The organism is Pseudomonas sp. NBRC 111143 (assembly GCF_001320965.1).
In the GTDB taxonomy this organism is placed as follows: Bacteria; Pseudomonadota; Gammaproteobacteria; order Pseudomonadales; family Pseudomonadaceae; genus Aquipseudomonas; species Aquipseudomonas machongensis.
In genome coordinates this window covers 62,942-75,254 of record NZ_BCBT01000028.1, presented here as the reverse complement: position 1 = coordinate 75,254, position 12,313 = coordinate 62,942, and the positions used below count along the sequence as shown (strand labels likewise).

Genomic DNA, 12,313 nt, shown 5'->3' with positions numbered 1-12,313 from the left:
CCGGCGTCGATGGCCAGGTCGCCGCCGGCCTTCACCACGGCAGACTGCTGCTCGACGTCATCCTCCTGCCGCTCGTACTTGGTCTTGCCCTTCTTGCCCTTGGCGTAGCTGTGCTCCTCGTTCGCCGCAGCAGCCAGGGTCACGTCGCGGCCGGCCTGCAGGGCCAGGTCGCGGCGTGCCTCGACTTCGCTGGCGACGATGCTCAGGTCCTGGCCTGCCGTGGCGGTGAGGTTGCCGCCTGCGCTGATCTCGCTGCCGTACTGGGTGATGCTGGTGTCGTGGCCGCTGACACGGCGGCGTTGATACTCGTGGCTGTCGACGCCTTCCTGGCTGACGATGGACAGGTCGCGACCAGCATCCAGCCTGATATCGCCACCCGCCTTGAGCACCCCGTCCACGTTGCCGATATCGCGCCCAGCGGTGATGGTCAGGTCGTTCGCCGCCTCGATACGTGTGCAGTGTCGACCAGATCCTTGGTCACATGCTCGCCACCGGCCCGGCCTTCCAGGCGGGTGACGCTGCGCTCGTTGATCACGTCGCCGGTCAGCGCGGTCAGGCTCACTTCACGACCGGCGATGATCCCGCCCTGGGCGTTGCGGATCGAGTCGGTGGCGAGCATGTCCAGGCGTCCGCCTGCTTCGATCAGCCCGCTGTTGCTGATGTTGGTGGCGCTGGCGGCGAGGTTGTTGGTGGCACGCAGGGTGCCGACGTTGACCAGGTCGCCGCCGCTGATCAGATTGACGTCACGGCCTTGAATCAGCGCGCCGTTGGGGGCCACGCGACCGTTGGCGTGGGCCAGGTACAGCACTGGCGCCAGCACCTTCTCGCCATTGACCTCGACCTGCTCCATCCAGACGATGTCGTGGGTCAGGGCGGCGACCTGCTCGGCACTGAGCGACACGCCCACGCTCAGCGACAGCTTGTCCTTGCTGGCGATGGCGTTGTCCATCAGGTAGCGGAACAGCGTCTCGTCGCTGGTCATGCCATCGATGTAGCGCTGGCCGGTGCGGGCCACCACGGCTTCGCGGATCAGGCGTTGTTCGTACAGGCCGTCGCCCAGGCGCTTGATGGCCTGGTCCGGATTGACGTTGAGCTGGCCAAGCAGGTAGTCGGAGCTCAGGAACTGCTTGAGGTCGGTCAGGGCCGGGTTGGTCTCCACCAGGTATTTGTGCGAGGTGCTCGGCACGCTGCGCTCAGGGACGCCCTGGACCAGTCGAACACCCGCTGCCAGGCCATCCAGCGCTACTCCGGCGCCGCTGACGGCGCCTTGGGCAGCAGCCGAGCCTTGGGCGGACAGCGTCTGCGCCGCACGGTTGTCGGCATTGGTGGTGCTGGCCAGCGGTGAGATGAAGGTGCCGCTGCCTGCTTGGGTATGGTCGGCGGTGGCGCCCAGGGCATCGCCGCTGATCGCGGCCTGGCCAGTCTGGGTGCTGATGCGGAACAGGCCGTTGCTGCCTTGCGGCAGGCTGAAGCTGGGCAGCGTGACCGGGTTGACCTGGCGCTGGGCGAGGTCGGGCGGCAACTGCGGGTTGAGCGCGCGCACCTGGGTCTGGACCTGGCGCGGATCAGCCGTGGCATCGCCACGGGCACCGATGGTACCGGCGCCGGCCTGATTGACGCGTACCACGCTGTTGTCGATGCGCTGGGTGGCGTTGATGGTCACGGCGCCAGCCGACTGCACGACCGCCGGGGCAACCACGGCGCCAGCGATCGGCGTCCTGTTGTCGATGACGTCGTAGATGCTGTACTGCGGATACCCCGCAGCGGCCATGACCTGGTCGAGGGTCAGCGAGCCGGGGTTCTGGTTGAACTGGTTCTTGGCCTGGATGAACGCGTTGTACTGGCCGCGATCACGGGTATACATGCTCGCGGTGAGGTTGCGCTGCTCGCCTCCACCGGCGCCCTTGTTCTCGAACACCGCCGTGTTGATGGCGATGTCACCCGCCGCCGAAACGCTGCTGTAGTGGTTGCGGAATGCGTCACCGGCGAAGGTCAGCTTGCTGCCGGTGGTGATGAAGGCGGTGGGGGTATCGCGGTCGATGACGTCTTCCCAGCTTTCCGTTGCCGAGAAGTACAGCTCGCAGCCCTTGCCCTTGCAGCGGTCGTCGGAATAGACGTTGACGTTGCCGGCGACCAGTTTCTTGGTCGAGCTCAGGAATTCCTTGCGGTTGAGCAGCGTGTCCACCGCCAGGGTCATGTTGCCGGCGCTTTCCACGCTGCCGGAGATGTTGTCCAGCAGCACCGCGCGGGCACCGGCGTTGCCGGCAAGATCAAGGCCACCAAGGCTGTAGATATCGCCGTAGTAGTTGCTCAGGCTGCCGACGCGCAAGGTCATGTCATTGCCGCTGAACACCAGGCCGCGCTGGTTGCTCAGGCTGTTTGCGGCCAGCTTCACCGCCGCAGCGCCACCCAGGGTGCCGCGGTTTTCGAGGCTGGCGGCCGTCACCGTCAGCCCGCCCAGGGCGGTCAGGCGACCGTCGTTGCTCAGCAGGTTGCGCGCGGTCACCACGGTGTCGGCGCCACCGGCCAGGCTGGCAGTACTGGACAGGCGGATATCGTTGGCGCCCAGCGTCAGTGCGCCAAGGCTGCTCAGGCGGCCATTGCCATCATAGTTGCCGGTCAGATCCAGTTGCAGGCTGCCATCGCTGGCCAGCAGGCCATGGTTGGTCCAGTCGCCGCCCCGGCCCTTGAGGCTCTCGACTGCCAGTAGCTTGCCGCTGGCGGTCTGGACGAAGCGACCGATGTCCAGCTCCAGGCGCCGGGCTTGCAGCACGCTGCTATTGGTCCAGCTGGCAGCGGCGATGCTCAGCAGGCCATCGGTGTGCAGCACGCCGCCAGCCTGGGTGACCTTGTCGGAGGCCAGGCCGAAGCTACCCTGGCCGGTGTGCAGCAGTTGCCCGCCGCTGTTGCTCAGGCCACCGATCTGCAGGTCGAGGTCCTGGTTGGCGGTGGCCAGCACGCCGTTGTCGTTGAGCAGGTTGCCCGCGACGATCAATCGGCTGGTACCGGTCTTGCCAAGGGCGCGCAGGTTGCCGCTGCGGTTGTCGAGTTCGCTGGCGCGCAGTTGCAGCTCGCTCTCGCTTTCCAACTGGCCGAGGCTGTTGTAGAGCGCGCCGCTCAGGCCAAAGTCGATGCGCCCGGCGCCGATCTTGCCGCTCTGGTTGAACAGTTGCTGGCCCTGCACCTGCAGCAATCCGGCGGCGTAAAGCCCGCCGCCGCGGTTGTCGAGATCGGCTGTGACGATCTTGCCGTCACCGCTCAGCGCCGAAAGGTAGCCGCCCTGGTTGTTCACCTTGGCATCGGCTGCGATGTCCACGGATTGCGCCTGGGTGGTACCGCCAGCGTTGTCGAACAGGTCGCTGAAAACGCCCTTGAACAGGCCTTTGGCCGCGCTGAGCATGCCATTGCCACTGTTGTCGAGGCTCGCCGCGTGCAGTTCGAGGTTGCCTGCCTGGCTCTCCAGGCGACCGCCGCGGTTGTCCAGGCGCTTGTCCAGGCGCACGTCGATATCGCCCTGGCTCTTGAGCGCGCCGGCCTGGTTGTCCAGGGCGACGGCATGGATGTCGAGCTTGCCGTGCTCACTGAACAACAGGCCATCGTTGCCGTTGAGCAGATCGCCGCTCAGGCGCAACACCAGGTGCTGCTGGCTGGCCAGGTTGCCGCCGTGGCTGTTGTCCAGCGTGCCCGAATCGACATGCAGCAACCCATGGCTGATCAGCTTGCCGCCTTGGTTGTCGACACGCGCGGCCTTGAGCAGCAGGTCGGCGCCACTGACCAGGCGCGCGCCGTCGGTATTGAGCAGTGCATCGGCCAAGGTCAGGTCGAGCGCCGCGCGGCTGATGAGCTGGCCCTTGGCGTTTTCCAGACGCTTGCCGGCGACGCTGATCGCCTGGCCGTTGATCTGCCCGCCCTGGTTGTCGATGACGGTGCTGTCCTGGTCGAGCGTCAGGTCACCTGTGGCGGAAATGAGCCCGCCACTGTTGTCCAAACGATCGCCGACACTGAGGGTGATCGCCTGCTCCGAGGAGACGATGCCCTTGCGGTTGTCCAGGCTGGCCGCCGTGACCTGCTGGCGGCCCTTGCTGACCAGAGCGCCCTGGTCACGGTTGTCGAGGGCGCCGGTCAGGGTCACGGTAAGATCGCCGTCCTTGCTCGACAACGTGCCTTCGCCGCTGTTGTTCAGGTCGCTGCCGGTGACCTGCAAGCCTTGAACGCCGGACATCAGGCCCTTGGTGCTGTTGTCCAGCTGTGCCGCCTCTACGGTCAGCCGGCCGTCGCTGAGGATGCGGCCCTGCTGGTTGTCGATGCGTTTGGCGAGCAGGCTGAAGGATTGCTGGCTGGTGACTTCGCCAGCGCTGTTGTCGAGTTTGCCCAAGCGCTGGATGATCAGCGGGCCATTGGCACTGATCAGGCCGCCCTGGTTGGTCAGGTCGCCGCCGTTGAGGTCGAGGTCGAGTTTCTGTTCACCGATCAGACGCCCCTGGCGCTGGATCAACGCACTCACCCGCAGCAGCAGATCGCCCTTGGCGGAGATCTCGCCACCGTCGCTGGAATCGACCTGCCCGGCCACCAGCGTCAACTCGGCATCGCTGTGGATGCGACCGCCGCGCTGAAGGGCATCGGCGCCGTTGCGCACGTCGCCCGTGGTCAGGGTCATGGCCTGCTTGCTGCTCAAGGCGCCGCCACGGTTGTCGAGGCCGTCGCTGGTGACGGTCATCGCCGCCTGGCTGATGAGCTGGCCGCCCTGGTGGTTATCCAATTGTCCGGTCGTGACGGTCAGGCCGGTGTTGCCCGACAGCAGGCCACGCTCGCTGTTGAGCACGCCTGCACTGGTGACGGTCAGCGCTGCGGCGGCAGAAAGGATGCCCTGGTCGTGGTTGTCGAGTTGACCGTCGATCACGGCCTTGAGGGCCTGGCCGCTGGCCAGGGTGCCGCCGGTGAAGTTATCGAGGCTGGCGGCCTCGACGTCGAGATCGTGGCTAGCCGACAACACGCCCTTGAGGCTGTTGTCCAGAACACCGGCAATGCGCAGGGTCAGGTCCTGGGCGCTGATCAGGCGTCCGCCACGGTTGTCGAGGCTGTCGGCGATCAGGCTGAAGCCGTGGTCGCTGGAAATCTCTGCGCCGTTGCGATTGTCCACCGCGCCGATCTGGCGCAACAGCAGGCTGCCTGGCGAGCGCAGCAAGCCCCCGTCGCGGTTCACCAGTTGGCCGTGCTGCAGGTCGAGGTCGATGCCGGTCCCGCTGACCAGTTGCCCGTGGTCATGCTGGTCGAGGCCGGTCAGCGTCGCATCGATCTGGCCGGAGGCACTGATACGGCCACGGGCGCTGTTGTCGAGCTGGGTGGCGACCAGCAACAGGCTGCCGGCACCGATGTTGCCCTTGGCGCTATTGTCGATGGCGCCGCTGCGCAACTGGGCTTGGCCAGCTGCACTGATGGCGCCGCCCTGGCTATTGTCCAGGCGGGCGGCGTCAAGCACCAGCCCGGCATCGGTCACCAGAATGCCGCCCTGGTTATCCAGCAGCCCTTGGCTGGTCAGGCCCATGGCAGCGATGGCCGAGACCTTGCCGCCCTGGCGGTTACGCAACGTGCCGGCGTTCAGCGTGAGGGTGCCGTCACTGACGATGAGGCCGGCGTCGCTGTTGTCCAACTGGCCGTCCAGGGCCAGCTCGATATGCGTGTGGCTGCTCAACCGACCGCCGTTGTTGAGCAGTTCGGTGCCTTTCAGACTCAGGCTGTCGTAGCCGCTGAGCAGGCCCTTGTTCTGGTTCAGCAGGCGCTGGACGGTCAGGGTCAGGCCACGGTCGCCAATGACCTTGCCAGCCTGGTTGTCCAGCAGTGCGCTGGCGCCGAGCACGACCTTGCCTGCGCTGGAGATCTCACCCTGCTGGTTGAGCACGCGCGCCGCGCGGATATCGACCAGGTTGGTCGCGCCAATCCCGCCGTCGTTCTGGTTGTCGATCGTGTTGGCGGTGAGCAGCAGGCTGCCCAGGCTGGTCAGCCTGCCGCCCTGCTGGTTCAAGGTGCCCAGGTGAGCTTCGAGGTCACCCTTGGCCGTGATGTTACCCAGGCGTTGATTGTCGACCTTGTCGGCGATCAGCTCGAGGCGGCCATCGCTCTGCAGGTGGCCTGCATCGCTGTTGGCCAGGCTGGCAACTTCGATGTGGGCCTTGCCCTTGGTGGTGGCTACGCCCTTGTCGCGGTTGTCGAAGTCCCCGCCGGTGACGGTCAGCGAGCGGTCGGCAAGCACCAGGCCGCCACGGTTGTCGAGGCGTTCGCCATGCAGTGAGAGATCGCCGACGCTCGACAGCATGCCGTTGTCGCGGTTGTTCAGGGTGGCCACTTTGACGGCCAGGGTGCCGTCGCTGAGCAGGTTGCCCTTGCCGCTGTTGTCCAGGCCCACGGCTTTGAGATCGAGCAGACGCTTGGCCGAGATCAGGCCGAGGCGGTTGTCGATGTCGGCGCTGGCGACGATCAGCACGTCGCCGCCCAGCATCTGCCCGCCGCTGTTGAGCAGCCCGGCGGTGGTGATGTCGAGGCGATCGGCCTTGAGCTTGCCGCCGTTCTGGTTGTCCAGCAGCGCGCGAGTGGTCAGCTTTGCCTGCTTGTCGCTGCCGATCAGACCGTTGCCGCGGTTGTCCACCTGGGCGGCGGTGACCTGCAGATCCCCCTGGCCGACCACACGGCCGCCACGGTTGTCGAGGTTGCCGGTGATATCCACCACGGCCTGGCCCTTGCCTTGCAGCAGGCCTTGCTCACGGTTGTCGATCGCACCGCCCGTGGCTTTCAGGGTGTCGTCGGCCAGCACCTGGCCTTTGCGATTGTCCAACAGGCCTGCGGTCAGCGTGGTGTTGCGGCCCTTGAGGCTGCCACCCTGGTTGTCGAGCGTGGCGCTGCTGTCGATCTCGAGGTTGCGGTTGGCGACTATGCTACCGCGGTTGTGCAAGGTCTGGCCCTTGAGGCTCACGTCGCCCTGGGCGTTGCGGCTGTTGTCTGGCTCCACGCCGGCTTCGATGATCCCTTGGTTGTCGATCCGCGCGCCCTGCACGCTGATGCTGCCCTTGGCGGCGAGGCTCTGGCCGACGGTCACATCGTCGCGCACACGCACGGTGGCGCTGCCGGCGGTGTAGGTCTTGCCGCTCAGCTCGGCGCTTTGCGCGGCAATCTTCAGGTCGCCGGCGCTGGAGGTCTGCGCAAGCGTCACCTTGCCGTTGGCGTCTACCTGGATATCGCCGGTGGTAGCGGCCATGTTGCCAGCCAGCTTGACGCCCACGCCCTGCTCGGTGCCGACCAGGCGGATGGTGTTGGCATACATGCCGCCCAGCGCCGAGCTGTCGATGGCCAACAGGGGCTTTTCGCTGCCGTCATCGGCACGCGGGGTGGCCTGCAGGGTATCGGCCTGGACGTCGTTGCGCCCGGTGACGATGTTCAACTGCTTGGCGTGCAGCTCGGTATTGAGCTTGGCACTGCGGGTGATCAGGTCGAACTGGTCGAGGTTGGTGGCGTTGAGGGCATCGCCCTCGATGGCGATGTCGCCGCCATCGACCTGGAAGCGGTCCAGGCGCTCGCCGTCCATGATCGGCTTGCCGGTGGTGAGGGTCGCCCGTGGCGTGTTGATGAAGCCGCAGCCGTTGCAGGTGATGCCGTGGGGGTTGGCAACGATGACCCGTGCCGCCTGGCCCGCCACCTCGGTGTAGCCCTGCAGGGTACTGCGGTTGCCGCCGGTGACCTGGTTGAGGATGACCTGGGCCGCCTGCCCCCTGAGATTGGGGTTGCCGACGATGATGCCGCCCAATTGAGTCGACTGGGTCTTGCCGGTGGCGTTGTTGAGGATCAGCCCGTTGCTGCCGACGTTATAGTCACGGAAGGTGTTGCTCGACAGGCCGCTGCCGTTGGGGGTGGCGATATTGACGATCGGCACCCCGTTGCCGGCCTGGTTGATGCTGGTGTTGGCATTGGCCGCCGCATCGACGGTCAGCTGTGCAGCCGTGCTGACGATGGGGTTGAGAAACATCACGCCAGCAACGATCAGGGCGATGCACTGGTTCAGTGGGGTGCGGATATCCATGTCGAACAAACTCCAGTCGCAGCTCAGGCCAGTTGCCGGCCTGCCCCGCAAGGGGCAGCGATGTCACGGGTAATGGGTAGGGCCGGCGCTCAGAAGAAGGCGTCGACGCGGAAATAGATCGGGTGCTCGCGGCGGGTTACCGCATCGGGGCGCTCCAGCGAACGGGCAAAGGTTGCGCTGGCAGCGAAGTACTGGCCGCGCACATTGAACTCCAGGGCATTGCCGCTCAGGCGCCCATGGTCCTTGCCGTTGCCATGCTGGCCCTTGATCACACCGGCGTCGTAGGCGAACGCCATGCCGTATTCGCGCAACCAGGGCTGCAGCGCTGCCCAGGTGACAGGCCGACGCCAGCGCAACTGGTTGCGCCAGTAGCCGCCACTGTCGCCGGTGAGGGTCTGATCCTTGAAGCCACGCACCGAGGTCAGCCCGCCGACACTGATGCGCTGGGCACTGTAGAGCGCGTCCTCGCTGCGCTGGCCGGTGGCCAGGCTGTCGAAGCTGAACTGTTCGCCCCACAGCTGGAACGGCTGCAGGTAGCTCAGGGTCAGGGTGTACTTGTTGTAGCGCGACACCGGTTCGTTGCCGTGGGGGTCGCCTGCGCCCTGGGCGTCGAGCGCGCCGATGCCCTGCTGCCAGCCGGCATCGAGGTTGACGAAGGCATTGCCGATGCGTCGGCCGTGGTTGACGCCAAGCTGACGCTCGGTGATGCGGGTGCTGGAGACATCGATCAGGGTGTCGTCAAGGTAGTTGCGCGCGCGCAAGTGGCTCACACCGATGTTCACCGCTGTCTTGCTCAGGCTGTCGCGATGGATCACCCGTTCGGCCTGGAACTGGTGCACGCTGTTGTCGCCGTCGAGCTTGAAGGGAAAGCCGCTGGAGGTGTCGCGGGTGCGGTAGTAGTTGTGGTTGTAGCTGTAGTTGAAGGTCCACCAGCCCCACGGCAGGCTGTAGTTCAGGCCATGGCTGTCGGAATGGCGCCAGTGGTCGCTGACCACATCACGCCCGCCCCTGAGGCTCAGTTGATCGGCCAGGCCCAACGGGCTGTCCCACTCCAGGCCCAGGTTCATCTGCTGCTCGCCGCTGCTGGCATCACCATTGTTGTGGCGGCTGACCGAGACTCGCCAGGGTTTGTCACGCTGGCCCTTGAGCTGCACGCGGCTACCGCCCACTTCCTGGCCTGGCACCAGCTCGACTTCGACCTGACGCGACGGCAAGCGACCAAGCTGGTCGACCATCTGCTCCATGTCGCGCAGGTTGAGCACTTCGGAGACCTGGCCGGGGAAGGTCATGGCCATTTCCCGTGGGCTGGCAAGCGCTGAGCTGTCCAGGCCTTCCAGGCGCCCTTCGACGATGATGATCTGCAGGATGCTCGAGCCCAGGTCCTGCTGCGGCAGGTAGGCACGGGTGGTCAGGTAGCCACGGTCGATGTAGTGATCGGTGATGCGCTTGAGCAGGCCGTTGAGCTCGCCCACCTGCAGGCACTTGCCTTCATAGCCCTCGACCAGTGCCTGGCGTTGCCGCTCGCTGAGCAGGGTCGCACCTTGCAGCTCGACGCTGCGGATATGGAAGCAGCGTCCTTGCTCCGAGGGCGCCACAGGGGCTTGTGGGGCCTGCTTGCCAGGCAATTGCTGCAGTTCCTCAAGGCGCTTGCGCTGCTCTTGCAGAAGGTTTTCCTGACGATCACGAATCAGGTCGCGGTCGCCGGGAGACTGGAAGGGGGCGGCACTGGCAAGCAGCGGCAGGAGCGCAAAGCCGGTCGCCAGCGCACGGAGGAAGAGGGACATGCAAGTAATCCGTCACTTGAGAACTGATCGCATCACTGCGAAAGGGTGCGCAGGATACAAGAGCAGAACCACGCCATCAACGCGCCACTCAGTGCTTTGCGACGAACGCTGATACGTTTCCGTGCCTGGAATAGCGGAGGGATGCGGGACTGGGGGATCGGGCGGGGTTTCGGACTATTGCTACAGAATGAAAAAAGCCCGCCAGTGTGATAGCGGGCAAAGACCTACGAAGATTCTTCTAGCGCCCAATTAGCTCCCACGATAGGTCGAATAACTGTACGGCGAGATCAGCAGCGGCACGTGATAGTGCTCCTGCCCTTCATCGATGCCGAAGCGCAGCACCACGACATCGAGAAACGCCTGGTCAGGCAGTGCAACACCCTTGGCCCGGTAGTAGTCCCCGGCGGCAAACTGCAACTGGTAGACACCGGTACGGTAGTCATCGCCCTGCAACAAAGGTGCATCGACGCGGCCATCGCTGTTGGTCAGTGCGCTGTTCACCAGCTCCAGTTGCTGGCCTTCGACACGGTACAGCTCGACCTTGATCGAGCTGCCCGGGCAGCCGTGAGCGGCATCCAGTACGTGTGTGGTCAAACGTCCCATTTGCTTGTCGCCTCTTGTCGTTTGCATGGGCAGAAAATACACGGCATGCACCAACACGAGGCTGACGAAATGCCGGAATGGGCTCATTAAGACACTTTCGATTAAGATTGTACACAATTTTTTGAACCCCGCTGCGCACCGCTCACACCAGGCCTTCCGAGCATGAGCATCCGTCGCAAATACAGGGCCTGTGCAGCAGGCCGAGGTATTATCTGACCGATCAGGCAGGTTTCTTGCAGTGCTTTTCCAGCCTGAGTTTGAGGCGACAGGTGGGAAGAAATGCGGAAAAACGGGCTTACAAATGGTCAAATAAGTTGTATACAATCACCCCATCCGGTGCGTGCGACAACCCGCCGCGGTCCACCCACCACCCGCACCTACGAACATAAGGAAGACTGCAGTGAGCGCTGACTACCCTCGCGACCTGATCGGTTACGGCAACAACCCACCTCACCCGCAATGGCCGGGCAACGCCCGCATTGCCCTGTCTTTCGTGCTCAACTACGAAGAAGGTGGCGAGCGCAACATCCTGCACGGTGACAAGGAGTCCGAAGCCTTCCTCTCTGAAATGGTGGCTGCCCAGCCGCTGCAGGGCGTGCGCAACATGAGCATGGAGTCGCTCTACGAATATGGCAGCCGCGCCGGGGTGTGGCGCCTGCTCAAGCTGTTCAAGGACACCGGCGTACCGCTGACCGTGTTCGCCGTGGCCATGGCCGCCCAGCGCCACCCGGACGTGATCCGCGCCATGGTCGAGGCCGGCCATGAGATCTGCAGCCACGGCTACCGCTGGATCGACTACCAGTACATGGACGAGGCGCAGGAGCGCGAGCACATGCTCGAGGCCATCCGCATCCTCACCGAACTGACCGGCGAGCGCCCGCTGGGCTGGTACACCGGGCGAACTGGCCCGAACACCCGGCGCCTGGTGATGGAGGAAGGCGGCTTCCTCTACGACAGCGACACCTACGACGACGACCTGCCCTACTGGGAGCCGAACAACCCCACCGACAAGCCGCACCTGGTGATCCCCTACACCCTGGACACCAACGACATGCGCTTCACCCAGGTGCAGGGCTTCAACTGCGGCGAGCAGTTCTTCCAGTACCTCAAGGACGCCTTCGACGTGCTCTACGAAGAAGGCGAGCACGCGCCGAAGATGCTCTCCATCGGCCTGCACTGCCGCCTGGTCGGCCGCCCCGCGCGCCTGGCCGCGCTCAAGCGCTTCGTCGAGTACGCCAAGAGCCACGAGCAGGTCTGGTTCGCCCGTCGCGTGGACATCGCCCGCCATTGGCACGCCACCCATCCGTACAAGAAAGAGAACGCCTGATGACCGCTTTCAACACCCTCAAGCCCTCGACCCTCGGCCGTGACGCCTTCGTCGCGGCCTTCGCCGACATCTACGAGCACTCGCCGTGGGTCGCCGAAAAAGCCTACGCGCTGGGCAACCTGAGCGAGCTGGACGAGATCGAGGTGCTGCACCAGCGCATGAGCGACATCCTGCTCAGCGCCAGCCACGCCGAGCAACTGGCGCTGATCAACGCTCACCCGGACCTGGCCGGCAAGGCAGCGGTGCAGGGCGAACTGACCGAATCGAGCACCAACGAACAGGCCGGCGCCGGCATTCACCAGTGCACTGCCGAAGAGTTCGCACGTTTCACCGAACTCAACGACGCCTACAAGGCAAAATTCCAGTTTCCGTTCATCATGGCGGTCAAGGGCAGCAACCGGCACCAGATCCTCGCCTCCTTCGAAAAGCGCATCCACAACGACACCGATGCCGAATTCAAGGAAGCACTGGCGCAGATCAACCTGATCGCCCTGTTCCGCCTGCTGCAGCTTTGAGGACCAAACCCGGACT

Annotated in this window: 6 protein-coding genes; 2 read left to right on the top strand and 4 right to left on the bottom strand. The window is 64.9% G+C overall.

Annotated features, from left to right (window positions below; all coding sequences use genetic code 11):
- From APH44_RS29780 to uraH, 4 genes are all read right to left on the bottom strand, one after another.
- The coding region (locus APH44_RS29780; protein ID WP_156343764.1) for a hemagglutinin repeat-containing protein at positions 1–398 on the bottom strand (398 nt) is incomplete at its 3' end.
- Positions 399–427: 29 nt separating this feature from the next.
- A complete protein-coding gene (locus tag APH44_RS16505; RefSeq protein WP_054893662.1) occupies positions 428–8,068 on the bottom strand; it encodes a filamentous hemagglutinin N-terminal domain-containing protein in 7,641 nt (2,546 codons plus the stop codon).
- Between the two features lie 89 nt (positions 8,069–8,157).
- Positions 8,158–9,852, bottom strand: a complete 1,695-nt coding sequence (locus APH44_RS16500; protein WP_054893661.1) for a ShlB/FhaC/HecB family hemolysin secretion/activation protein — start codon at positions 9,850–9,852, stop codon at positions 8,158–8,160.
- Positions 9,853–10,101: 249 nt separating this feature from the next.
- Positions 10,102–10,455, bottom strand: coding sequence for a hydroxyisourate hydrolase (gene uraH / locus APH44_RS16495; protein ID WP_054893660.1), 354 nt, complete (start codon positions 10,453–10,455; stop codon positions 10,102–10,104).
- A gap of 400 nt (positions 10,456–10,855) precedes the next feature.
- On the opposite strand from uraH, the gene puuE reads away from it, so the two are divergent.
- Positions 10,856–11,782, top strand: coding sequence for an allantoinase PuuE (gene puuE / locus APH44_RS16490; protein ID WP_054893659.1), 927 nt, complete (start codon positions 10,856–10,858; stop codon positions 11,780–11,782).
- Positions 11,782–12,297 carry a 2-oxo-4-hydroxy-4-carboxy-5-ureidoimidazoline decarboxylase gene (gene uraD, locus APH44_RS16485; RefSeq protein ID WP_054893658.1) on the top strand — a complete coding sequence of 172 codons (516 nt, stop codon included), beginning with the start codon at positions 11,782–11,784 and terminating at the stop codon, positions 12,295–12,297. The genes puuE and uraD overlap by 1 nt, the downstream gene beginning before the upstream one ends.
- The last annotated feature ends 16 nt before the right edge of the window (positions 12,298–12,313 follow it).

What these genes read in the sequence shown, in the direction of transcription:
- APH44_RS16505 (WP_054893662.1), bottom strand. Translation starts at nt 8,068, where the DNA reads ATGGATATCCGCACCCCACTGAACCAGTGCATCGCCCTGATCGTTGCT.
- APH44_RS16500 (WP_054893661.1), bottom strand. Translation starts at nt 9,852, where the DNA reads ATGTCCCTCTTCCTCCGTGCGCTGGCGACCGGCTTTGCGCTCCTGCCG.
- uraH (WP_054893660.1), bottom strand. Translation starts at nt 10,455, where the DNA reads ATGGGACGTTTGACCACACACGTACTGGATGCCGCTCACGGCTGCCCG.
- uraD (WP_054893658.1), top strand. Translation starts at nt 11,782, where the DNA reads ATGACCGCTTTCAACACCCTCAAGCCCTCGACCCTCGGCCGTGACGCC.